This window comes from Methylophaga sp., from assembly GCF_030651745.1.
In genome coordinates, this window is record NZ_JAUSCC010000102.1 from 1 (window position 1) to 23,347 (window position 23,347).

Consider the following 23,347-nt stretch of genomic DNA (forward strand, 5'->3'; position numbering starts at 1 on the left):
CTTTCTTAATTGAGAAATGCATATCCCACCTAGTCAGAAGCAGTGCTTAAGCACTGTTGGCTTTCGAAATTTTCAACGCAGGAGTATAGCGGCTTTGCGGTACTTATGGGAAGCTTACCACGTTATTTGAATGGTTATTTATTTCCGGATGTTTTAACCGTTTTAAGCCAGATAAAACCAATTAAAAAAGCACTGATAGCCGTTAACGCTGCCAGTACGAATGTCATTTGTGGTCCTGGAGTGAGCCATAAATAACCGCTCAACAGGCTTCCTGCGGCACCTCCGGCACCAAAACTCATGCTGCTGTATAAGGCCTGCCCACGTCCCTGGTTACGTCCGATAAAGTGCTGGTGTACCCAGGCAATAGAGGCTGCATGATAGGCACCGTAGCTTGCGGCATGTAATGATTGCGCGACCATGAGAATCGCCACCTGATCAACATAAAAGGCGATTAGCATCCATCTGAGCGCTGCCAATAACAAGCTGGCCAGCAAGACCTTGCGGATACCAAAGCGGGGTAACCAGCGGTGCATCACCAGAAACACCATTAATTCAGCGATCACACCTAATGCCCATAACTGACCAATCAGGGTACGGCTGTAACCATGCTGCTCCAGGTAAATACTGTAAAACGTGTAGTAAGGCCCATGGCTGACCAGCATTAAAAAGCAGATCGCTAAAAATGCGCGTACCGAAGGCTGTTTGAGTAATTGCCTGATGGGGATGTGATTGAGACTGAGATGCCGACTGGCCGATTCTGGAACGGTCAGACTGATTAACCAGATCCCGGTAATAGATGCCAGTAATGCATACGGGACAATCCCTGCATCGTAACGATCCATGAGCCAGCCAAGTATTACCACCACGCAGATAAAACCGATGGAGCCCCATACGCGGATCTTGCTGTAATGATGACTATCTTCCCCCAGATGCTGCAGGGTAGTAACTTCAAATTGGGGTAATGAAGCATTCCAGAAAAAACTGAAGAACATCATCACCAGAGCAATCCAGTAATAACTTTGTGAGATGAAAATGGCGGAGAAAGCCAAAATACTGAGAAAGCTGGCCAGTCGAACGATACGCAGTCGTTGACCACGATGATCGGCAATCCAGCCCCAGACATTTGGGGCAATAATGCGGGTGGCCAGCAGAATGGCGGTTAATTCACCAATCTGTCTGGCGCTGAAACCTTCCCATTGCAAGTAAAGGCCCCAGTAAGGCACCAGAATGCCCAAGGTCGCAAAATAAAAAAGATAAAATCCTGACAGTCGCCAGTAGGGTAGACCTGAAAAAGACACCAGCGATCAGATCATACTTGCGCTGGAATGATTGGCGTGTCAGTTGTTACATCCATATTTTGTGCCCGATGACGCAATACATGATCCATTAAGACCAACGCCAGCATGGCTTCGGCTATTGGTGTGGCACGAATGCCGACACAGGGATCATGTCGACCGTGGGTCACAACTTCGATAGGCTCGCCACGGGTATTAATGCTGCGACCGGGAATACGCAGGCTGGAAGTCGGTTTGAGCGCCATGCTTACCAATAAATCCTGTCCGCTGGAAATACCACCGAGCGTACCGCCTGCATGGTTACTTAAAAAACCTTCAGGGGTTATTTCATCCCGATGTTCAGTACCTTTTTGGGTCACACATTCAAAACCTGCACCAATTTCCACACCTTTAACCGCATTAATGCTCATCATCGCATGAGCAATATCGGCATCCAATCGATCGAAAATAGGTTCTCCCAGACCCGGCGGTACATGGCGGGCAATCACATTGATGCGTGCACCAATTGAATTACCTTCCTTGCGTAAGGCGTCCATGTAATCTTCCAGCTGACTTTCAATATTTGGATCTGGATTGAAAAACAGACTATTGTCAATATGGCTCCAATCGAGTGTTTCAGCTTTAATCGGGCCTAGTTGGCTTAAGTAACCTTGTATTTCGATACCATAACGTTGTTTGAGGTATTTTTTGGCAATACCACCCGCAGCGACACGCATCGCAGTTTCACGCGCTGAAGAACGTCCACCACCGCGATAATCACGAAAACCGTATTTATGCTGATAGGCATAGTCCGCATGAGCGGGCCGGAATTGTTCAGCAATATTGCCGTAATCTTTTGAGCGCTGATCAACGTTTTCAATCAGTAAACCAATCGGTGTGCCGGTGGTTTTGCCTTCAAAAATGCCGGAGAGAATTTTGACTTGATCGGGTTCGCGGCGCTGAGTTTCATGACGGCTTTTGCCTGGACGACGACGATCCAGATCGCCTTGAAGATCAGCTTCAGACAATTCCAATCCCGGAGGGCATCCATCCACAATACAACCAAGCGCCGTACCATGACTTTCACCAAAGGTGGTGACGGTGAAGAGTTTTCCAAAACTGTTGCCTGACATAATCAAAAATCCGAGTTAAACGATAAATAGAGTAGCAAATCCCAGGAAAGCCATAAAACCGACCACATCGGTAACCGTGGTCAGTAGCACACTGCCAGATAATGCTGGATCAATGCCAATTCGTTTTAATCCTAATGGAATCGTAACACCTGCGATGGCTGCAGCTGTCATATTAACAATTATGGCGGCACCAATCATAACGCCGAGCAAAAAATTACCAAACCAAAAATAGGTAATGACGGCGATGGTAATTGCCCAAATAACGCCATTGGACATACCCACCAGAAATTCCTTGCGTAATAACCAACGCTGGTTTTTATCATTCAGCTGACCCAAAGCCATCGAGCGAATGACGAGTGTCAATGTTTGGCTGCCAGCAATGCCTCCCATACTGGCTACGATGGGCATCAATATCGCCAATGCGACCAGTTTTTCAATGGTGGCATCAAATAAGCCGATAACGCTAGCCGCTAAAAATGCAGTAAGCAGATTGATACCAAGCCATACCGAACGACGATGGACACTTTTTTTGACCGGGGCAAAGGTATCTTCATCTTCACTCAAACCGGCCATGCTTAACAAAGAATGTTCGGCTTCTTCACGGATAACGTCTACCACGTCGTCAATGGTAATGCGTCCAAGCAGATGATTATCCTTGTCGACCACAGGGGCGGAAATCAGATCGTGTTTTTCAAACCGATGAGCAACATCATGATCCGACATATTGGCCGGGATGGGATCAACCTGATGCGACATGGCTTCGCGAACGGTCAGCGAACGACTGCGACTGACGACTTGGGATAAGCGTAATGTTCCGAGATATTTATCCTGATGATCGACAACATACAAGCTGTCCGTGTTTTCAGGTAATTCGCCGTACATCCGCAAATAACGTAAAACCACTTCCAGTGTAATATCTGAGCGAACGGTGACCACGTCGGTGTTCATCAATCCACCGGCAGTATCTTCCTCGAATGCCAGAATAGCTTCAACACGACGACGACGCTGGGAGTCCATGGCTCGTAATACTTCCTGCATTACGTGGCCTGGTAGATCCTGCAGGATATCAACGACGTCATCGGTATCCAGATCTTCTGTGGCACTTAACAGATCGGCGGTATCCATACCGGTCATCAGACCAGTACGTACGTCTTCGCCGATATAGGAAAGTACCTCACCGCGTAACTCGGGGTTAATGATTGGCCAGCAAACCTTACGTTCATCCGGCGGCAGGGATTCCAGTAAATGAGCTGTTTCAGCAGGATGTAAGCTAGCTAATAAGCGACGCATTCTGACGAAGCGCCCACTTTTTAATGCCTCGGAAAACGCATTCAGCGAGTGATTGAGGCTGCGATGTTGGTCCAGCTCAGACATATCCGGTTCCAGAGGGAGCGTTTTTTGTGGGGGGATGGTTCAGCTACTTATTTTAGCTTGCTTGCCGGGTGCTGGATAGTTTTAAATCATCGGCTTATGTTTATCTTTCAGTGTCAAAGTGCTGCCGAAAGATAAACAGGCCTTAGTGATGGATTGGAGCGTTTATCTGTTCAAGCAACATGTCGGCCTCCAATGCATCAGAAACCTCCATGATGTTGAGCGTATTAGCAGGCAATAAACTCAAATCAGTTTCGTTGATGATTTGCTTGATTTCCAGCAAAGCATTGGGATGCATACTGAAATGCTCTAGCCCCATTGCCAGCAATAGACGGGTATAGCGTGGATCACCCGCCATTTCACCACACATCGAAACCGGCACATTGAATTTTCTGCCGGCTTCAAGCGTCATATGAATCAAACGTAAAACAGCAGGATGTAACGGATCATAAAGATAGTTGACCGTGTCATCGATACGGTCAATTGCCAGAGTATATTGAATCAAATCATTGGTGCCGATAGACAGAAAATCAACGTGACGGGCAAACATTTCTGCACAAACGGCACTGGCAGGAATTTCAATCATCGCGCCGATTTCTACCTGCCGATCATATTCCATGCCTTCTTTATCCAATTCGAGTTTGCATTGCTCCAGTAAATTCCGGGCCTGCAATAACTCGTGCATGGTAGAGATCATTGGAAACATGATTTTAATTTTGCCAAAGGCCGATGCCCGTAAAATCGCCCTTAACTGGGTGCGGAACATGGCTGGCTGGGTCAAACATAAACGAATAGCCCGCAGACCTAATGCCGGATTGGTCACCACGGTTTGGGTGAGATGACGGCCACCATCAACGGTTTTATCTGCGCCTAAGTCAAAGGTACGAATGGTTACCGGTTGGTTATTCATACCTTCAACAACATCGCGATAAGCCGCCAGCTGCTCTTCCTCTTCAGGTGGAGCCAGCCGGTTCATATACAAAAATTCGGTCCGATACAGCCCAATCCCTTGTGCTCCGGCATTACTGATGGTGGTAATGTCTTCAGGCAATTCTGCATTGGCCAGCAGAGTGATGGTTTTGCCATCACGGGTACGGGTAGGTTGGGATTTGTAGCGGCTTAGCGATGAAATATGTTCATCAAAGGCAATGCGTCGCTGTTGATATTCTTTGAGGGTACCTTCGTCGGCGCCGGCAATCATGATGCCGGCTTCACCATCGATGATTAGAGGCTCATTATCCTGCACATAACGCCGCACTGATTCGACGCCGACTATCGCCGGAATACCCAGACTTCTTGCCAATATGGTGGTGTGAGATGTCGCACCACCATGTTCGGTGACAAAGGCAGCGATTCCTTGATGCTGCATCAACACGGTATCGGCAGGGGTCAGATCTTCGGCGATGATGATATGGCCTTTAAGCCTGCCATCAGCGATTTCGTGATCGGCCACTTCCTGATCGGCAAGTATCCGATGAATACGATTGACCACATGATCGACATCATCACGTCGGGTGCGCAGATAAGGATCGTCCATTTCATTGAAGACATTGATCAACGCATCACGTTGTAATTGCAGTGCCCATTCAGCATTGCAACGACGCTGGCGGATCATCTCGACCGGTACTTTGGTCAAAGATGAATCGTTTAGCATCAAAATATGCGTATCAATGAATGAGGTTACATCTGCCGGAGCGTTGGCAGGAATATGATTACGGATAGATTTGAGTTGTTGCTTGGCCTGCTCGATGGCATCCAGTAAACGTTCAACTTCTTGCTCGATCGAAAAGGCCGGGATCAGGTATTCCCGAACATCCGGCTGGTTGTGAAACAGAATATGTGCACGGCCGATAGCAATGCCTCGAGAAACACCAATTCCCTGGAGCTCGAGTGTCATTGGCCTTCCCCAAAGTAACTGGCAATCAAATCGCCAATAGCCTGTAATGCCGATTCTGCATCATCACCTTCAGCTGTGACCTCAATCTCTGTACCTTTGGCAGCGGCTAACATCATCACTCCCATAATGCTTTTGCCGTTTACCTGACGACCACCACGTGAAACGTGAATGTCGGCATTAAACTCAGAGGCGGTAGTGACAAATTTAGCCGCAGCACGGGCATGCAAACCCAAGCGGTTAATAATGGTGAATGTCTGTTCCTGTTTCATGGACGGTATCCTGAGTGGTGACAACGCACAATGCCTTCCTGGCCACCACTTACCGCTTTGTTTTCCAGTTCATCAAGACTTAAGGTCGGATAATTTAAAACACGGATTAACATGGGGAGATTGAGCCCTGAAACAATTCTTATATCTTCGCGATCAGAGACCGCACAGGCGATATTACTGGGGGTTGAGCCAAACATATCGGTTAAAATCAAAATACCATTTCCCTGATCCAGCCCGATTAATTCACCATCAAGCTGTTTGCGAATCGCATCGGGATTATCTTTTACTTCGATAGAGATGACTTTGGTAGGCAACGGACAACAAGACAACATTTGCCTTGCCGTGTTAATCAGCTCGGTGCCGATATGGTTGTGCGATACGATTAAAATACCTACTGTCATTTTGGTTCTCTTGATCACCAGTAAAAGTCGAACTGGAAGGGTAGTTTACCGCCAATGAATGTAATGGATATCGGCGTTATAGGCAAATTTCTATGCTGAAAAACTGAGTTTTTCTGACTGCCAAAGTTGCAGGTTTTCCATACTGTTTACCTGACTTTCATACATTGCCAGCCAACTATCAATCCGGTTTTTTAATGAAGCAGGATTATTGACAGATAAGCTCAATACCACCAATTGTTTGCCTAGAATATCTTTAGAAAGATAAGGGGTGGTTAGACTGACCGGTGATTGGTTTTGTTGTTTGAGTTCTATACATAAATCAACAGATGAACTGGCTTGCCAACTATTCAGACCGCGGATCTTGCGGATATCTAGCAGGCCCAACTCCCGGGTATGCAATAAGCCGGAAAGCTTTTCAGGGCAATGGGCGATAAGTTTGTCAGTCTCAATGACAAAATCCACAACATCATCGGCAATCAGAGTTGCACCGTGATGAATCAGTTCGAGTGCGAGGCTACTTTTACCGATTCCTGCTGCACCACAGATGAATATGCCTTTACCTCGATAATGAAGCATAACGCCATGATGACTCTCAATGGCTGCAGGTAAAGACATGACAGATTATTCTTCGTCGATGGAGAGCAATAATTCAAAAATGGCTTCAGCGCTGGAAGCCTGACGTATACGGCTGCAGATTTCTTCATCACGAAACAAAGTGACTAATCGGGACAGGTGTTGCAGATGGTGTTCGGTATCATCTTCCGGTACCAATAAACCAAAAGCGATATCAATAGGTTTACCATCAGCCGACTCAAATTCGATAGGGTTTTCCAGAGTTAACATGGCGGCGACAGTATGAGTCAGATCTGGGACACGGGCGTGGGGAATAGCCACGCCCTTGCCTAACCCGGTACTGCCTAAACGCTCACGTTCAAGCAGCACTTGAAAGATTTTTTCAGCCGAAGCTGCACTGGTATTGGCCGCCAGCAATCGACTGAGGTTTTCGATCACCCTTTTTTTACTGGTGGCCTCATCGTGAAAACTGATGTTGTCGGCATTTACGAGCAGTGCAGCGATAAGCATGAAAAATCCCGCTCCTTAACTAGCGTTATGTTTTTGAATAGCACCATCGGCTTGATGGTGATTGGTAATTTTATCTTTGTGTTTAATGATTTGTCGATCCAGTTTGGCAACCAGATTTTCAATAGCGGTATACATATTTTCCTGCTCGTCAGAAGCAAATAGGTCTGCTCCACTGGCATGCACGGTTGCTTCAGCTTTCTGCCGTAATTTTTCAACAGATAGCACCACATGCACGTTAGTCATATGATCAAAATGACGAGTGAGTTTCTCGAATTTTTTATTGACGTGATCCCGAAGGCTGTCAGTGATATCGATATGTTGTCCGCTTAGATTTAATTGCATAATGCATCACTCCTGTTGGTGGACGAAAACTGGTTTTATACCAGTCGCTTACGCTCATTTGAGGGCGCTATCGCTAAGGTTTCGCGGTACTTGGCAATGGTACGGCGAGCGACATTAATGCCCTGTTCTCCGAGGATATCAGCAATTTTGCTGTCGCTCAGAGGTTTTCTTGGGTTTTCTGCAGCGACCAGTTTTTTAATGATCGCCCGAATGGCTGTTGCTGAACATTCTCCGCCACTTTCAGTACCGACATGACTGGAGAAAAAGAATTTCAATTCAAAGATACCGCGCGGAGTATGCAGATATTTGCGTGTGGTGACTCTGGAAATAGTCGATTCATGCATTTCCACTGTCTCGGCGATATCGGCTAATACCAACGGTTTCATAGCTTCTTCGCCATGGTCAAGAAAGTCTCGTTGCCGTTCAACAATGGCTTGTGTGACCTTCAATAGGGTCTCATTACGACTTTGTAAGCTTTTCAGAAACCAGCGTGCTTCCTGCAGGTTGTTTTTCAGATAAGTATTTTCTTCACTACTATCGGCACGGTTAATCAAAGAAGCGTAATGCTCAGCAATTTGTAGTTTTGGTGCGTTGTCCGGGTTAAGTGATAACTGCCATCTACCATTCACTTTTATCGCATAAACATCCGGCACGATATATTCGGTTTTCTCAGTTTGAATACTACTGCCAGGACGAGGATTGAGCAATTGAATTGAACGAACCAGATCGGTTAACTCATCATCACTGACTTTAAGCATACGTTTTATCTGAGCGTAATCACGTTTTGCGAGCGTATCCAGATGTTTGTCGATAAGCTCAGTCAATAATTCGATATGTTTCAGAGCGACAGAGGATTCATACAAGCGCAATTGAATTAACAGACATTCGCGCAGGTCGCGGGCACCGACGCCAACGGGGTCAAAGTGATGAATTCGATGTAATACAGTTTCAATTTCATCCAGCTCAACTTCGGCAAATTCTTCACCGAGACTTTGCTGTATTTCTTCCAGAGTGGTTTTCAGATAACCATCGTCTTCAATTGAATCAATGATGGTGGTGGCAATCGCTTGTTCAGTTTCAGTGAACGGGGTGAGGCGCATTTGCCAGAGTAAATGTTGCTGTAGGCTGTCGCTGCTTTCATCCTGATTATCACGCTCGTAATCACTATCACCGGAGGGACCGGAACTGCTCAGACTTTGGGTGTTATCGTAGGTATCTTCCCATTTACTATCGACGGGCAGATCATCAGGGATATCAGTATTTTCAAGTTCGCTGATTTCGCGACTGCCATTATCTTCATCACGACGAGCGATACCTGGTTCGCCGTAATCGTATTCTTCCTCTACTTCGAGCAGGGGGTTAGTTTCGAGTGCTTCCTGAATTTCAGTCTGCAACTCTAACGAAGATAATTGCAACAAGCGGATCGCTTGCTGCAATTGAGGCGTCATCGACAGGCTCTGACCAATGCGTAGCTGTAATGAGGGTTTCACTTAATTTTTAGTTTTAATGTTGTGACCATGAGTTTATGTTACCGCAATCGTCGCGCCATTGCCTATACGTGTTTCCAAAATAAAAATCACACTAAGGTAACTGCGGTGGATTTAAAACTTATCCATACAGAATGTCCGATTGACAGCTCTAGAGCGGACAGCGCCTGACGGCTGATGATGACTTCAAATTTATCGCCACAATCAATTGTTAGACGAATCGCTTTGTCGGCTTCGCTGATACTGATAAGCCTGCCGGGGAGTTGATTGCGAGCACTGCTATCTGAGTGGGCATGAGTACTAACAGTGATCGCCAGAGGATCAATGGCAATATGTCTGGCGGACGTAGAGCCTTCTGCTGCAAAGATCTTAAGCGAGTTGGTGTGAAATATTTCACCATCATAATGACCATGAAATAAATTCAGTAGTGGGGCGGAAACCAGCTTTCCTCTTACCAGTTGCAGGGCATGTGGGGTTATGGCCAAAGCCTGCAGTCGATCATGTGTTGAAAACAATACCGTACGATTTCTACTGGAGTTTAAGCTATTAATTACATCTTCAAGCTGCTGTTGGTGAAAGCTATCGAGGTTAGCAAACGGTTCATCCAGCAAGAGGATATCTGGTTCAAAGGCCAATACCCTGGCGATTGCTACACGGCGTTGTTCACCACCTGACAACGTGCTGGCAGATTGATCGGCAAGCCGGGTCAAATTGACGGTTTCCAATACCTGTTGCAGTCGAGATGGATGTAATGACTTATCGACTTTCTGTAATTTCAGCGCCAATTTAATATTGTCTGTTACGGTGCCTGGAAGCATATAGGGATGTTGATCTACCAGACCGATTCGCTGACGATGCTGCGTCTTTGACGTCGCGATATTATCACCAAAGATCAGCATATCCCCTGCATCCGGTCGCTGTAATAATGCCAGTATGTGGAATAGCGTGGACTTACCCGCGCCATTCTCGCCTAATACGGCCAGACATTCATTTAGTGGGATATTGAGTTGTTCAATATCCAAGGCTGGCTGATTGCCGTAATGCACTTTGACGTTGTTGAGTTGATAGGCGTAGGTCATGTTAATCGCCGATTGAGCCACGACAACGCAAAATTCAATATAAAGGCAATAAGCAACAGCACTATGCCCAGTGCCAACGCTAATTCGAACTCGCCCTTACTAGTTTCCAAGGCAATGGCGGTGGTCATGGTGCGGGTGTAGCCTTCAATATTGCCACCCAACATCATAGCGGCACCAACTTCACCTATTGCCCGACCGAATCCAGTCAAAATAGCGACTAATACGGCTAATCTCACGGCTTTTAATACTTGAAAACATTGTTGCCATTTATCAGCGCCGAGACTTTTTAATGTCAGAATCAAACGTGGATCAGCGGCATTAACGGTCACTAAGGTCAGATTCATCATGATCGGAAAGATCAAAATGCTCTGGGCGATAATCATGGCGGACTGAGTATAAAGTAGTCCTAACTCACCTAATGGGCCCATTCGGCTGAACAGCCCATAAAGTAATAAGCCGATAACAACCGTCGGCATGGCCATCAAGGTATTGAGAACATGTTGTAAAGCTGCTTTACCTGAAAACTCCGTTAATGCAGTAAACACACCTGCCGGAATTGCCAGTAAAGCGGCGATAAAAGCGGCTGCAACCGAGATACTGACCGATGTCTGAATGATCTCCCAGACAGTAGCATCAAACGCTATCAGTAGTTTAAGCGCTGCGGTGAACGATGCGCCGAAAAAATCCACGGCTAAGTCAGTCCAATAATCAGCGAACTAATCCCAACCGTTCGCAAACAGTTAATACCGGATCGGCTTTATTCATACTGTAAAAATGCAGACCGGGTACGTCGATTTCCAGTAACTGTTCAGTGAAATCGGTCAGAAAATCAGTGGTAAATGCCTGCATGGACGGAATGTCGTCGTAATAGGCTTCCAGTTTTTTACGCAGCCAGCGCGGAATTTCTGCCCCACAGCCGGTAGAAAAACGGGCTAATTGTGAATAATTATTGATCGGCATAATGCCGGGAATAATCGGAATTTCAATACCGGCCTGCATACAGCGATCTGCAAAATACAGGTAGGCATCAATATTATAAAAATATTGCGTGATAGCACTGTTAGCACCAGCATCGACTTTGCGTTTGAAGTTTTCAAAATCGCTGTTGGCATCTTGTGCTTGTGGATGCACTTCCGGATAAGCAGCAACTTCAATGGTGAAATGATCGCCGGTTTCGTTACGGATAAATTCCACCAGTTCATTGGCATAACGGAAATCACCGGGATCGCGCATGCCTGACGGTAAATCACCTCTTAACGCCACCACACGGGAAATATCGTTATCGATATAGGTTTGTAAAATGGTACGGATACGTTCTTTGGAAGAACCCACACAGGAGAGATGGGGAGCTGCACCGATTCCTGTTTTCTGAGCTCTGCGCTGAATCTCGACAACGGCTTCGAGTGTATTGTCTTGTGTTGAACCGCCAGCGCCAAAAGTCACTGAATAAAATTCAGGTTTTAATACGGACAATTGCTCTTGTACCAATATAAGATTCTGTGCGCCTTTTTCCGTCTTTGGCGGAAAAAATTCGCAGCTGATAACAGGTTGTTTGGACATGATGCTTAACTTCAAGAGTAAAAGGAAAAAGGGCTAACTTCTCAGTTAGCCCGTTTAATTTTAATAACGGTAGTGTTCCGGTTTGTATGGACCATTCTGTTCAAGTCCCAGATATTTGGCTTGTTCCGCATTTAATTCGGTCAGATTCGCACCGATACGACCTAAATGCAATCTCGCCACTTTTTCATCCAGACGTTTTGGTAATACATATACCTTGTTTTCATAGTTGGCACTGTTATGCCATAACTCGATTTGCGCCATCACCTGGTTGGTGAAAGACGCTGACATGACAAAGCTTGGATGGCCGGTGGCACAACCCAGATTGACCAGACGGCCTTCAGCTAACAGGATAATGCGTTTACCGTCAGGGAAAATAACATGATCCACCTGAGGTTTAATGTTTTCCCATTGGTATTTACGAATTGAAGCTACATCAATTTCATTATCAAAGTGACCGATGTTACAAACGATAGCTTCGTTTCTCATCGCGACCATATGCTCGTGATTAATGACATTGATATTGCCAGTCGCCGTAACAAAGATATCGGCTTTATCAGCAACTTCATCCATGGTGACAATGCGGTAACCTTCCATTGCTGCCTGTAATGCACAAATCGGATCTATTTCGGTGACCATAACCGTCGCACCCATGCCGCGGAAGGCTTGAGCACAGCCTTTACCAACATCGCCATATCCCAATACTACGCAGATTTTACCAGCGACCATCACATCGGTTGCACGCTTGATGCCGTCGAGTAATGATTCGCGGCAGCCGTACAGGTTGTCGAATTTAGATTTAGTGACCGAGTCGTTGACGTTAATCGCAGGCACTTTCAATTTACCCGCTTTCATCATTTCGTATAAACGGTGAACGCCGGTAGTGGTTTCTTCTGAAAGACCTTTTACGTCAGTCAATAATTCAGGGTAATCCTCATGCATCATTGTGGTTAAATCACCACCATCATCCAGAATCATATTAGGACGCCAGCCATCCGGACCCATAATGGTTTGACGAATACACCAGATGGCTTCTTCTTCGGTTTCACCTTTCCAGGCAAACACTGGAATACCCTGATCGGCGATTGCTGCGGCAGCATGATCCTGGGTTGAAAATATATTGCATGAAGACCAGCGAACTTCAGCGCCCAGTTCCACCAATGTTTCGATCAACACGGCAGTTTGAATGGTCATATGCAGACAACCGGCGATACGTGCACCCTTAAGTGGATATTGACCGGCATATTCTTCGCGTAGCGCCATTAACCCAGGCATTTCGCTTTCGGCGATTTTGATTTCCTGGTGACCCCATTTGGCAAGACTGATGTCGGCAACTTTGTAATCTGGTTTCAAATTTTCTACTGCTGATTGCATGATAAATTCCTGTAATTAGTTGATTTTTGCTGCTTCACGTAAGACGGGAGCAAGGTCGGTTCGTTCCCAGCTGAAGTCAGCTTCTTCGCGTCCAAAATGTCCATATGCAGCGGTTTGCTGATAGATAGGACGGACTAAATCCAGCATTTTGATAAGGCCGATCGGACGAAGATCAAAATGTTCGCGAACTAATGCGACCAGTTTATCTTCAGCAATTTTGCCGGTACCAAAGGTGTCAACACTGATTGAAGTGGGCTGGGCCACACCGATAGCATAGGAAACCTGGATCTCACACCGATCAGCAAGTCCGGCGGCAACAATGTTTTTCGCAACATAACGACCGGCATAAGCGGCACTGCGATCCACTTTAGAAGGGTCCTTGCCAGAGAAGGCGCCACCACCATGACGTGCCATGCCACCGTAGGTATCAACGATGATTTTACGGCCGGTGAGACCACAATCACCTACCGGTCCACCGATAATAAATTGTCCGGTCGGGTTGATATGATATTGGGTGTTTTTAGTCAGCCATTCAGCGGGAAGTGTTTTTTTGATAATGAGTTCCATCACCGCTTCTTTAAGATCGGCTTGGCTGATTTCAGGGTTATGCTGAGTCGATAACACCACAGCATCTATACCGACTGGAACCCCATCTTCATAAATGAAGGTCACCTGACTTTTAGCATCAGGACGTAGCCATGTTAGCTCACCACTTTTACGAACTTCAGCCTGACGTTTGACCAGACGATGTGCATAGGTAATGGGGGCGGGCATCAGCACTTCAGTTTCATTACTGGCATAACCAAACATCAGGCCTTGGTCGCCTGCACCTTGATCTTCTTCAGTTTCACGATCCACACCCATCGCAATATCGCTGGACTGCTTACCGATAACCGACATCACACCACAGGTTTGTCCATCAAAGCCGACTTCAGAGCTGTTATAGCCGATATCGGTAATGGTTCTACGAACGATTTCTTCCAAGTCCACCCAGGCGCTGGTTGAAATTTCACCGGCAACAATGGCAACACCTGTTTTAATCAGGGTTTCGCAGGCAACACGAGCATGGGGATCTTTGGTCAGGATAGCATCTAACACAGCATCGGAAATCTGGTCTGCTACTTTATCTGGATGACCTTCTGAAACAGATTCAGAGGTAAAAAGATAAGCATTACTCATAGACAACTTCCTCATTAAAATTCAAATAAGGTAATGATAGTTTCACTATGGGAAAAGTTCGGATGAAACGCCCATTACTACCAGAGACCTGTTAATAATGAACGCCGTTTGGAAATGTGAAATTGAATAAGCCTAGCAGAGCATTCTCTGTCGCAGCGTTCCTCATTCAATGTGGTATATGGTAATTGATAAATGAAAAATTACCAAGTTAAGCCCATCACATTATATGACCAGTTGATGGCCCTGATTTTTCAGCCAACGTCGATGCTCACGATAATTCGGGTCAAATCGTTCAACCAACTCCCAAAACGCTTTCGAATGATTATGTTGCTGCAGATGACATAGCTCATGAATGATGACGTAGTCATTAATGGCTTGTGTCGCCTGAACTAACTGCCAATTCAGTTGGATTTCCCCGCGGATATTGCAACTACCCCAGCGGGATTTATAACTTTTTATCTTTACTTGTTTGGGCGATAAACCAGTTTGTTCGGCAAGCAGTTGGACCCGCGCGGTCAACAGTACTTCGGCCTGACGTTTGTACCACCTTGTCAAAGCCTGCCTGATTTGAAGTGAACTCACATTGACCGGAGCCTGAATAATCAGTTTTTGTTGCTCGAGCTTGATATGAATTCGCTGGCGGTTAACCTCGTAAAGAATTTCTAAAGGGTAATATTCGCCGAGAAAAGGTTGCAGTTCGCCCTGGATAAATTGCCGCGCGGGTGGACGTTGCTGATATTGCTGTAGTTTGTCATCAATCCACTGCTGCTTGCGCATCACAAATTGTTTTGCCAGCCATAACGGCATTAATTTAGGCAAATGCAAACTGACCTTACCATCTTGGATTTTGATAGCAATCGACTTTCTGCGCGCACTGCGAATGACCTGCAGCGCAATATCATTAATGTGAATAATGCTCATTGAAGGACTTAAAAACGTATTAGCTGGGCATTTTAGCGGCTGATTTGCGAAAATGTCGGATTAAACAGGCTTTATTATGACTTTGACCACAAATATTAAATTCGCCCATCGCTTATCACTGGCACCTATGCTGGATTGGACCGATCGGGATTTTCGTTATTTATGCCGACTTATTTCCAAACACACCTTGCTGTACACCGAAATGATTACAACGGGTGCATTACTCCATGGCGATCATCAACGTTTTCTGGCGCATGATGCAATTGAATATCCCATGGCTTTGCAGCTGGGTGGCAGTGATCCGGCAGAATTAGCAAAATGTGCTCAATTAGGTGCCGAGGCCGGTTATCAGGAAATTAATCTGAATGTCGGTTGCCCCAGCGACCGGGTTCAAAATGGCCGGTTTGGGGCTTGTCTGATGGCCGAACCCCGGCTGGTCGCCGAATGTGTGACTGCAATGAAACAGGCGGTTGATATCCCCATTACGGTAAAAACCCGCTTAGGCATTGATGAACATGATAACTATGAATTTCTGAGAGAATTTGTTGATGCGGTTTATCAATCTGAGGTTGATGCATTGATTCTGCACGCCCGTAAAGCTTGGTTAAAAGGCTTAAGTCCAAAAGAAAACCGTGATATCCCGCCACTTGAATATGCAAAGGTGTATCAAATCAAACAGGAATTTCCAGGTATGCATCTGGATATTAATGGTGGAATTCATACGCTGGATGAAGCTGAAAAACATCTGCAACAGGTTGATGGCGTGATGATGGGACGAGCACTCTATCATCAGCCTTACATTCTGTCAGAAGCTGACCGTCGTATTTTTAATGATGATCGCTCGATACCGAGCCAGCACGAAATAGTCGAATTAATGCTGCCGTATATCGAAATGCGGATGAAACAGGGCAGACCTTTGAAATCGATTACCCGTCATATGTTGGGCTTGTTTCAAGGTTTGCCCGGCGCCCGTCGCTGGCGGCGACATCTAAGTGAAAACGCTCATCTACCGGGCGCCGGATTGGAAGTGGTTCGCGATGCGCTTAAATTGATTGGCTAAGCAAACAAAATAGTTCAGAGAGTTTTATCAATTAATTCCTCAAGCCAGTGCCTTTATGCAGTAGATAAAGCGCATAAGCGGTCAGAGCCGCGATAAACAGCAGGATGATGGCATAAGCAGCAACCACAGGAATATCCGAGACGCCCAATAAACCATAACGAAACGCATTGACCATATATAGAACAGGATTTAATAGAGAGACGTTCTGCCAGAATTCCGGCAATAGCGAGATCGAATAAAACACACCACCCAGATAAGTAAGCGGCGTCAACACAAAGGTGGGAATAATCGAAATTTCATCAAAGCTGCGCGCATACAGCGCGTTGATAAAGCCGCCAAGCGCGAACATGATGGCACTGAGGATGACCATGCTGATGGTGATACCAATATGTTGAATAGAGATTTTGGTAAAAATCAACGAAACCAGTGTCACAATCATGCCAACACATAATCCACGCGCCACTCCACCAGCCACATAGCCAGCGAGAATAATATAGTTGGGCACCGGAGAGACTATTAGCTCTTCGATATGATTCTGAAACTTGGCGCTGAAAAATGACGACGCAACATTGGAATAGGCGTTATTAATAATCGCCATCATGATGATACCTGGCGCGATATATTCCATATAACTGAAACCATCCATTTCACCAATACGGCTGCCGATCAGGTTACCGAAAATAATGAAATATAAAGTCATGGTTATCGCTGGAGGTAATAATGTCTGCGCCCAGATTCTCAGGAAACGACGGACTTCCCGCGTAACAATTGTCGAAAAGGCAATCCAGCGTAGTTGGCGACGATGATTCATTCCACTGTCTCCGGACGTTCAACCAGGGTTAAAAACAATTCTTCCAGACGATTCACCTTGTTTTTCATGCTACCCACTTTGATACCGCGTTTGGTCAACTCGCTGAACAAATCATTAAGACCTTCCTGACGCTGTAACTCGACTTCAATGGTATGGTCATCGACCTGATGATAGGCGATGCCGTTTAACCGACTGCTATCGGTTAATGGTTCCAATAAATCCAACACAAATGTTTCTTTATCCAAACGATTTAACAGTGATTTCATATCGGTATTTTCAACAATGCGACCTTTGTCGATGATGGCGATATTGCGACAGAGGTTTTCTGCTTCTTCCAGATAATGGGTGGTCAAGATAATGGTGGTACCGCTTTGATTGATTTCACGAAGAAATACCCACATTGAACGCCGTAACTCGATATCCACGCCAGCAGTTGGTTCATCTAATATAAGTAGACGGGGATTATGTACCAGTGCTCGGGCAATCATCAGTCGTCGTTTCATACCACCGGATAACGAACGAGATGCAGTATGCCGTTTTTCCCATAAGCCCAGTTGTTTCAACAAGGCATCGGCGCGAGGTTCGGCCTGTTTGGCAGGAACGCCATAATATCCGGCCTGTGTCACCAGAATATGTTTGACCTGTTCAAAGCCATTAAAATTAAATTCCTGTGGCACCAGACCGATATAGCTTTTGGCCAGTTCAATCTGGCTATCCAGATCGGCATCGAAAATTTTCACCGAGCCACTGGATTTAGTCACTAGCGAGGTCAAAATGCTGATGGTCGTCGATTTGCCAGCACCGTTGGGGCCTAACAAGGCAAAGAAGTCACCTTCTTCAACTGTCAGGTTAATATCTTTCAGTGCTTCAAACCCATTACGATAGGTTTTATTCAGATGTTCGATGGTTAGCGCTTTCACCGGAACCGCCTCAAGCAGATTTAAACGTACTAGATTATCATGCCACCCATGTCTGATGATATTTACCCCAACCTTATTACTCGTTTGCCACCGACTACAGAAGCAGAGCTGATGCTTCGTTGTCAGCAAATTGCCGGCAAAACGGTAGGACAACTGGCACAACAATGTCAGATGAATGTTCCTGCAGATCTGCGCCGACACAAAGGCTGGCAGGGTAATTTGTTAGAACGCGTTTTAGGTGCTGATGCCGGTAACCAGGCTGAACCGGATTTTGTGGCTTTGGGTATTGAATTGAAAACTATTCCGTTGAATAGTCGAGGAGAGCCCAAAGAATCGACCTATGTCTGTACCGTTTCTCCTCGGGCGGCCGCAGAAACCCATTGGCAGACCTGTTGGTTGCGTCGTAAACTGAGCAAGGTTTTGTGGCTGCCAATTGAGGCGGAGAACTCGATTCCGCTTGAAGAACGCTATGTTGGACAGGCCATTTTATGGCAACCTTCAGAGCACCAGGGAATTGTTCTGCGACAGGATTGGGAAGAATTGATGGAAATTATGATTGCAGAAGGCGCTGTTACCGCTAAATTAGGGCGTTATCTGCAAATTCGTCCCAAGGCCGCACATAGCCGCATTACCAACCGTCAAATTGGTTATGACGGTGAGGTTGAATTGCATCACCCATGCGGTTTTTATCTTCGTACCAGCTTTACGCAACAAATTCTGTCAGGGAAAGCTTGCTGTTAATGTTCAGCAACAGGCAGAATGCCCATTAGTAAAAAGGATTGGTTTAGTGCAAAAACTCAATGCATTAGTAGTAGACGCTTCTACAGAATTCAGAAATACAGCCCGCGCATTACTGTCTGCCGCAGGTTTTGAAGCAGACATCGCCGAAACCGGCTATCAGGGGCTGGAATATGCTCAGCAAACACGCTATCGATTAGTCTGTTGCAGTGATGATTTGCCGGATATTGCTGGCAGCGAATTCTGCGGGCAATTACGCGCCATCAATGGCTACGATTATGCTGCAGTGCTAATCATGACGGAAAGTGATAATGCACGAATTCTCAAACAGGCATTGCTGGCCGGCGCCACCGATATTTTCAGCAAACATGATGAGTCCGAGTTAGGTATTTATGTACAGCGCCTCGCTCAGCGAGAAACCCGCCAATTATCTGGCCGGGTTTTGTTTATCGAAGACTCCCGAGTATTACAAACCATCATTATCGATTTATTGACCGATATGGGACTGGATGTCGATGCCTATACCTTTGCAGAAGAGGCTTGGGAGGCATTCAGCGGTGGGGATTACGATCTGGTTATTACCGATATCATGCTGGAAGGCAGCATGAGTGGGATTACACTGGTCAGAAAGATCCGCCGTTTGCGAGAAGACTATGGCAATGTGCCGATCATCGCGACCTCGGGTTTTGATAATGTGTCACGTAAAATCGAGTTATTTCATCTTGGCGTTAATGACTTTGTCTCTAAACCTATTGTTCGCGAAGAATTACGCCAACGGGTGTTTAACCACATTACCAGCTACCAGAATTTTCGTGAATTAAGAGCCCAGCAAAACTCCTTATGCAGTTTGGCAATGCTCGATGAATTGACACAGCTGTTTAACCGGCATGCTTTGCGGGAATTTGCCGGTAAATATTTAAGCGAAGCCTATCGATTCAAACGTGATTTGGCGATGGCGGTCATCGATTTGGATCACTTCAGGGCAATTAATGAACAGTATGGCTTTGTGCGAGGCGATAATCTGCTGGCAGAATTGGGTAACTGGCTGAAACGCCATGTCCGCGATGTAGATATGATTGCTCGCTGGTCCGGTGAGGAATTTGTATTGTTATTGCCGGGTTGTGACAACCAGATGGCATCACAGTTAATGCAACGCATGCAGAAGCGGCTGACACGATTTAAACCTGCAAGTATCACGATCACCATCAGTGTGGGGGTCGCGACACTGCGTCATGACAAGCAAGATACTCTTAATAGCTTATTTGAGATGGCGGATCGTGCTATGTATCAGGCAAAAATGGCTGGCCGAAACTGTGTCAGAATCTATCAGGCAGAATCTGAGCTGCCGATCCATGAAACTCAGGAATAACTTTTAGCAAATTCAGCACATTGTGACTGAGTTAGCATAAAGATCCCGTGACCGCCTTGTTCCAAGTCTAGCCATAAAAAATGGGTTTCCGGCCATCTTTCATCTACCGCCAGATCGCTATTGCCCACTTCTACAAACAATAAACCCTGCGGTGTTAGAAACTGGGCGGCACCGATAATTATCTGTTCAACCAATGCCAGCCCATTATCATCAGCCTGTAACGCATGTACCGGCTCATGATGATATTCGGCCGGCAGACTGGCCATTTCGAGGTCGCCTACATAAGGCGGATTGCTGATGATCAAGTCATACTGCCGATCACTATCTAATTCTGCCCATAAATCGGATTTGATAAGGTTCAGTTCATCGCCAAGCAGGTGTTTGTTTTTATTGATCTGCGCGACGTTTAACGCTTCTTCACTGATATCTACCGCATCGACTTCTGCATGTTCAAATGTCATCGCCAATGCAATGGCGATGCAGGCGCTGCCGGTACACATATCCAGAATACGCTCCACCGAATCAGCATTTTGCAGCCATGGTGCAAATTGGCTATCAATCAATTCTGCAAAAGGAGAGCGGGGGATCAGTACCCGTTCATCGACATAAAAGGGTAAACCAGCAAACCAGGCTTCATGAGTCAGATAGGGGACGGGTACACGCTGTTCAATTCGTCGTTTAACCAATTGCAGTAACGCGTGTTTTTCAGCACTGCAAAGTCGGCCATCAAGAAACAGTTCCGGTAACTCAGTTACCGGAAGTTTCAGGCTATGCAGTATCAGTTGAGTCGCTTCATTAAAAGCATCATTGTTGCCGTGACCAAAGAATAATCTGGCTTCTTCAAAGCGGGATGTGGTCCAACGCAAAAAATCACGTAAGGTACTGAGTTCAGCCTCAGCGGCCTGATAATCTGTTGCCATTAATGTGCTGTGATATCAACGAAATGGCCTGCAATTGCTGCTGCTGCCGCCATTGCAGGGCTGACCAAGTGGGTACGACCACCCTGGCCTTGTCTGCCTTCAAAATTACGATTTGAAGTTGAGGCGCAATGCTCACCGGCTTCCAGACGATCAGCATTCATTGCCAGGCACATGGAACAGCCTGGATCGCGCCATTCAAATCCTGCTTCAACAAAGATTTTATCCAACCCTTCCTGCTCAGCCTGTTGTTTGACCAGGCCAGACCCCGGAACGACCATTGCTTGTTTCACTGTTGTCGCAACTTTGCCACCTTTAATTGCCGCTGCAGCTTCACGCAAATCTTCAATTCGTGAATTGGTGCAAGAGCCTATAAAGACTCGGTCTAAACGAATATCCTGAACTGGCTGATTGGCATTCAAACCCATATATTTCAATGCTTTCAACATGCCGTTACGCTTTACAGTATCTGTTTCTGCGTCGGGATCCGGGATATTGGCATCCACTGGCACCACCATTTCTGGTGAGGTGCCCCAGGTAACCTGCGGTTTGATTTGACTGGCATCAAGCGTCACCACATTATCAAAATGCGCATCGGCAACGCTGTGTAATTCGCGCCATGAAGCGATAGCCATTTACCAATGTTCACCTTTTGGAGCAAATGGACGATCTTTCAGATAATTGATGGTTGTGTCATCTACAGCAATCATGCCAGCCCGTGCACCAGCTTCAATGGTCATATTACAAACGGTCATTCGGCCTTCCATCGACAACGCCTGAATAGCTTCACCGGCAAATTCGATAGCGTAGCCTGTACCACCTGCCGTACCGATTTTTCCAATGATAGCCAACACGATATCTTTGGCGGTAATGCCTTGATTAACATGACCTTCAACTTTGACCAGCATATTTTTGGATTTACGTTGGATCAGACATTGGGTTGCCATCACGTGCTCAACTTCTGATGTACCGATACCAAATGCCAAAGCGCCAAATGCACCATGAGTCGAAGTATGTGAATCACCACAAACAACAGTCATTCCAGGTAGCGTGGCACCTTGTTCAGGACCGACAACATGCACAATGCCTTGACGTAAATCATTCAGGCCAAATTCAGTGATACCAAATTGTGCGCAATTCTGATCCAGTGTTTCGACCTGTAATCGTGAAATAGGATCGGCAATACCTTGTTCACGATGGCTGGTTGGCACATTGTGATCTGGTGTTGCCAGGATAGAATTCAAACGATATGGAGTACGTCCAGCCAGACGTAAACCTTCAAAGGCCTGCGGAGAGGTGACTTCATGGACCAGATGGCGATCAATATAAATCAACGCAGTACCATCTTGTTCACTGCGAACTACATGTTGATCCCACAATTTGTCGTAAAGTGTTTTGGCGGACATAAATCTCAAAACCGGATTAATTTAAATAGCAGAACATTATACCGTTTTGAGACAGGAGAACGACAGACATAAAAAAACGGGCAACCCAAAGATTGCCCGTTTTTATTTATTGCTAAGGAAAGTGGTTATTCCATATTAGCGTGTCTATATCTCATCTCTTCTTCCGGAATACCTTTCTCATGAATTAAATGAGAAACAATGGCTTCCAGGAAAATCAATGTAGACAATTCAAACATGGTTCCCATCGGCATGCCCTTTGTAGGAGCAAAGCTGTCATCAGTACCAATCTGAATTGTTTTATCAGCAAGATCACCAATCGTTGAACTGGATTTTGAACAAATCAAAACCACTTTAGCGTTCTCGGATTTAGCTTTATTCGCAAATGAAATCAGCTGTGTTGTCTCACCTGAACCCGAAATAACGATTAACAAATCGCCTTCGCGGATACTTGGTGTACTGATCTCACCTTGAACATAGACTGTATAACCACTATGCATCAGCCTCATACCCAGGAAGTTACCAACAAGTCTTGAACGACCTGCGCCAGTGATGAAGATGCGCTTGGCATCATCACACATAGCAACAAATTCGGCTTCAAGTGAACTGTCAGTTGCTTTAAGGATATCAGTGATTTTGTTTACAACTAGATCACGATGCATTGTCATTTTACTAATCCTTATGCTGCGTCAACCAATGCACGCAGTTCTTTAGCAGATTCAGCTGGAGAAGGAGCACCGTAGATAGCTGCACCAACAACAA

Annotated in this window: 23 protein-coding genes, 2 pseudogenes and 1 riboswitch; of the genes and pseudogenes, 3 read left to right on the forward strand and 22 right to left on the reverse strand. The window is 45.9% G+C overall.

What is annotated here, in order from left to right; all coding sequences use genetic code 11:
* Positions 1-134 precede the first annotated feature (134 nt).
* The 16 genes from Q7V21_RS12065 to Q7V21_RS12140 all read right to left on the reverse strand — a co-directional run bounded on the left by Q7V21_RS12065 (position 135) and on the right by Q7V21_RS12140 (position 15,367).
* Positions 135-1,298, reverse strand: coding sequence for an MFS transporter (locus Q7V21_RS12065; RefSeq protein WP_304917541.1), 1,164 nt, complete (start codon positions 1,296-1,298; stop codon positions 135-137).
* An 11-nt stretch (positions 1,299-1,309) separates the two neighbouring features.
* Complete coding sequence (gene aroC / locus Q7V21_RS12070) at positions 1,310-2,407, reverse strand: chorismate synthase (protein ID WP_304917542.1); 1,098 nt, start codon at positions 2,405-2,407, stop codon at positions 1,310-1,312.
* 15 nt (positions 2,408-2,422) lie between these two features.
* Positions 2,423-3,781 (reverse strand): magnesium transporter, encoded by a 1,359-nt coding sequence (mgtE, locus tag Q7V21_RS12075; RefSeq protein WP_304917543.1) that lies wholly within the window; start codon positions 3,779-3,781, stop codon positions 2,423-2,425.
* Between the two features lie 142 nt (positions 3,782-3,923).
* On the reverse strand, positions 3,924-5,675 hold the full coding sequence (gene ptsP / locus Q7V21_RS12080) for a phosphoenolpyruvate--protein phosphotransferase (RefSeq protein WP_304917544.1): 1,752 nt from the start codon (positions 5,673-5,675) through the stop codon (positions 3,924-3,926).
* Complete coding sequence (locus Q7V21_RS12085) at positions 5,672-5,944, reverse strand: HPr family phosphocarrier protein (RefSeq protein WP_304917545.1); 273 nt, start codon at positions 5,942-5,944, stop codon at positions 5,672-5,674. Before Q7V21_RS12085 ends, ptsP begins: the two co-directional genes overlap by 4 nt.
* Positions 5,941-6,345: a PTS sugar transporter subunit IIA gene (locus tag Q7V21_RS12090; RefSeq protein ID WP_226071461.1), complete on the reverse strand. Its 405-nt coding sequence runs from the start codon at positions 6,343-6,345 to the stop codon at positions 5,941-5,943. Before Q7V21_RS12090 ends, Q7V21_RS12085 begins: the two co-directional genes overlap by 4 nt.
* 90 nt (positions 6,346-6,435) lie before the next feature.
* Entirely contained in the window at positions 6,436-6,960 is a 525-nt protein-coding gene (locus tag Q7V21_RS12095) for an HPr kinase/phosphorylase (RefSeq protein WP_304917546.1), read from the reverse strand.
* A 6-nt stretch (positions 6,961-6,966) separates the two neighbouring features.
* The gene (locus Q7V21_RS12100) at positions 6,967-7,428 is read right to left on the reverse strand and encodes a PTS sugar transporter subunit IIA (protein WP_304917547.1); all 462 of its coding nucleotides are present in this window, start codon (positions 7,426-7,428) and stop codon (positions 6,967-6,969) included.
* Between the two features lie 15 nt (positions 7,429-7,443).
* Positions 7,444-7,770: a ribosome hibernation-promoting factor, HPF/YfiA family gene (gene hpf / locus Q7V21_RS12105; RefSeq protein ID WP_069296314.1), complete on the reverse strand. Its 327-nt coding sequence runs from the start codon at positions 7,768-7,770 to the stop codon at positions 7,444-7,446.
* A gap of 35 nt (positions 7,771-7,805) precedes the next feature.
* A complete protein-coding gene (locus Q7V21_RS12110; RefSeq protein WP_304917548.1) occupies positions 7,806-9,260 on the reverse strand; it encodes an RNA polymerase factor sigma-54 in 1,455 nt (484 codons plus the stop codon).
* Positions 9,261-9,346: 86 nt separating this feature from the next.
* Positions 9,347-10,336, reverse strand: coding sequence for an ABC transporter ATP-binding protein (locus Q7V21_RS12115; RefSeq protein ID WP_304917549.1), 990 nt, complete (start codon positions 10,334-10,336; stop codon positions 9,347-9,349).
* A complete protein-coding gene (locus tag Q7V21_RS12120) occupies positions 10,333-11,025 on the reverse strand; it encodes an ABC transporter permease (RefSeq protein WP_304917550.1) in 693 nt (230 codons plus the stop codon). Before Q7V21_RS12120 ends, Q7V21_RS12115 begins: the two co-directional genes overlap by 4 nt.
* Before the next feature lie 19 nt (positions 11,026-11,044).
* On the reverse strand, positions 11,045-11,896 hold the full coding sequence (gene metF, locus Q7V21_RS12125; protein ID WP_304917551.1) for a methylenetetrahydrofolate reductase [NAD(P)H]: 852 nt from the start codon (positions 11,894-11,896) through the stop codon (positions 11,045-11,047).
* Positions 11,897-11,956: 60 nt separating this feature from the next.
* On the reverse strand, positions 11,957-13,267 hold the full coding sequence (gene ahcY, locus Q7V21_RS12130; protein WP_304917552.1) for an adenosylhomocysteinase: 1,311 nt from the start codon (positions 13,265-13,267) through the stop codon (positions 11,957-11,959).
* A 15-nt stretch (positions 13,268-13,282) separates the two neighbouring features.
* The gene (gene metK / locus Q7V21_RS12135; protein WP_304917553.1) at positions 13,283-14,446 is read right to left on the reverse strand and encodes a methionine adenosyltransferase; all 1,164 of its coding nucleotides are present in this window, start codon (positions 14,444-14,446) and stop codon (positions 13,283-13,285) included.
* 92 nt (positions 14,447-14,538) lie between these two features.
* Positions 14,539-14,616, reverse strand: a riboswitch (S-adenosyl-L-homocysteine riboswitch).
* Positions 14,617-14,668: 52 nt separating this feature from the next.
* Positions 14,669-15,367 (reverse strand): M48 family metallopeptidase, encoded by a 699-nt coding sequence (locus Q7V21_RS12140; RefSeq protein WP_304917554.1) that lies wholly within the window; start codon positions 15,365-15,367, stop codon positions 14,669-14,671.
* A 76-nt stretch (positions 15,368-15,443) separates the two neighbouring features.
* Here Q7V21_RS12140 and dusA point away from each other — a divergent pair, with 76 nt between their 5' ends.
* Positions 15,444-16,427, forward strand: a complete 984-nt coding sequence (gene dusA / locus Q7V21_RS12145) for a tRNA dihydrouridine(20/20a) synthase DusA (protein WP_304917555.1) — start codon at positions 15,444-15,446, stop codon at positions 16,425-16,427.
* 31 nt (positions 16,428-16,458) lie between these two features.
* Here the strand turns inward: dusA and Q7V21_RS12150 are convergent, their stop codons facing one another.
* Both Q7V21_RS12150 and Q7V21_RS12155 read right to left on the reverse strand, forming a co-directional pair.
* Entirely contained in the window at positions 16,459-17,238 is a 780-nt protein-coding gene (locus Q7V21_RS12150) for an ABC transporter permease (protein ID WP_304917556.1), read from the reverse strand.
* Positions 17,235-18,158, reverse strand: coding sequence for an ABC transporter ATP-binding protein (locus Q7V21_RS12155; protein ID WP_304917557.1), 924 nt, complete (start codon positions 18,156-18,158; stop codon positions 17,235-17,237). The genes Q7V21_RS12150 and Q7V21_RS12155 overlap by 4 nt, the downstream gene beginning before the upstream one ends.
* A 48-nt stretch (positions 18,159-18,206) precedes the next feature.
* Between Q7V21_RS12155 and mutH the strand changes: the two genes are divergently transcribed.
* On the forward strand, positions 18,207-18,899 hold the full coding sequence (mutH, locus tag Q7V21_RS12160; RefSeq protein ID WP_304917558.1) for a DNA mismatch repair endonuclease MutH: 693 nt from the start codon (positions 18,207-18,209) through the stop codon (positions 18,897-18,899).
* Between the two features lie 46 nt (positions 18,900-18,945).
* Positions 18,946-20,265, forward strand: a complete 1,320-nt coding sequence (locus tag Q7V21_RS12165; RefSeq protein WP_304917559.1) for a diguanylate cyclase domain-containing protein — start codon at positions 18,946-18,948, stop codon at positions 20,263-20,265.
* Here the strand turns inward: Q7V21_RS12165 and prmB are convergent.
* From prmB to Q7V21_RS17910, 4 genes and pseudogenes are all read right to left on the reverse strand, one after another.
* Positions 20,256-21,185, reverse strand: coding sequence for a 50S ribosomal protein L3 N(5)-glutamine methyltransferase (gene prmB, locus Q7V21_RS12170; RefSeq protein ID WP_304917560.1), 930 nt, complete (start codon positions 21,183-21,185; stop codon positions 20,256-20,258). The genes Q7V21_RS12165 and prmB overlap by 10 nt on opposite strands.
* Positions 21,185-22,588, reverse strand: a pseudogene (gene leuC / locus Q7V21_RS12175) (3-isopropylmalate dehydratase large subunit). The gene prmB and the pseudogene leuC overlap by 1 nt, the downstream one beginning before the upstream one ends.
* 125 nt (positions 22,589-22,713) lie before the next feature.
* Positions 22,714-23,253, reverse strand: coding sequence for a 6-phospho-3-hexuloisomerase (hxlB, locus tag Q7V21_RS12180; protein ID WP_304917561.1), 540 nt, complete (start codon positions 23,251-23,253; stop codon positions 22,714-22,716).
* Between the two features lie 11 nt (positions 23,254-23,264).
* Positions 23,265-23,347 (reverse strand): annotated as a pseudogene (locus Q7V21_RS17910) (3-hexulose-6-phosphate synthase); the annotation flags it as partial.

Coding starts and splice junctions, on each gene's coding strand:
- Q7V21_RS12085 (WP_304917545.1), bottom strand. CDS start 5,944: ATGAAACAGGAACAGACATTCACCATTATTAACCGCTTGGGTTTGCAT.
- ptsP (WP_304917544.1), bottom strand. CDS start 5,675: ATGACACTCGAGCTCCAGGGAATTGGTGTTTCTCGAGGCATTGCTATC.
- Q7V21_RS12115 (WP_304917549.1), bottom strand. CDS start 10,336: ATGACCTACGCCTATCAACTCAACAACGTCAAAGTGCATTACGGCAAT.
- metF (WP_304917551.1), bottom strand. CDS start 11,896: ATGTCCAAACAACCTGTTATCAGCTGCGAATTTTTTCCGCCAAAGACG.
- metK (WP_304917553.1), bottom strand. CDS start 14,446: ATGAGTAATGCTTATCTTTTTACCTCTGAATCTGTTTCAGAAGGTCAT.
- Q7V21_RS12095 (WP_304917546.1), bottom strand. CDS start 6,960: ATGTCTTTACCTGCAGCCATTGAGAGTCATCATGGCGTTATGCTTCAT.
- aroC (WP_304917542.1), bottom strand. CDS start 2,407: ATGTCAGGCAACAGTTTTGGAAAACTCTTCACCGTCACCACCTTTGGT.
- hxlB (WP_304917561.1), bottom strand. CDS start 23,253: ATGACAATGCATCGTGATCTAGTTGTAAACAAAATCACTGATATCCTT.
- hpf (WP_069296314.1), bottom strand. CDS start 7,770: ATGCAATTAAATCTAAGCGGACAACATATCGATATCACTGACAGCCTT.
- Q7V21_RS12140 (WP_304917554.1), bottom strand. CDS start 15,367: ATGAGCATTATTCACATTAATGATATTGCGCTGCAGGTCATTCGCAGT.
- Q7V21_RS12100 (WP_304917547.1), bottom strand. CDS start 7,428: ATGCTTATCGCTGCACTGCTCGTAAATGCCGACAACATCAGTTTTCAC.
- Q7V21_RS12150 (WP_304917556.1), bottom strand. CDS start 17,238: ATGAATCATCGTCGCCAACTACGCTGGATTGCCTTTTCGACAATTGTT.
- prmB (WP_304917560.1), bottom strand. CDS start 21,185: ATGGCAACAGATTATCAGGCCGCTGAGGCTGAACTCAGTACCTTACGT.
- mutH (WP_304917558.1), top strand. CDS start 18,207: ATGTCTGATGATATTTACCCCAACCTTATTACTCGTTTGCCACCGACT.
- Q7V21_RS12090 (WP_226071461.1), bottom strand. CDS start 6,345: ATGACAGTAGGTATTTTAATCGTATCGCACAACCATATCGGCACCGAG.
- mgtE (WP_304917543.1), bottom strand. CDS start 3,781: ATGTCTGAGCTGGACCAACATCGCAGCCTCAATCACTCGCTGAATGCG.
- dusA (WP_304917555.1), top strand. CDS start 15,444: ATGACTTTGACCACAAATATTAAATTCGCCCATCGCTTATCACTGGCA.
- ahcY (WP_304917552.1), bottom strand. CDS start 13,267: ATGCAATCAGCAGTAGAAAATTTGAAACCAGATTACAAAGTTGCCGAC.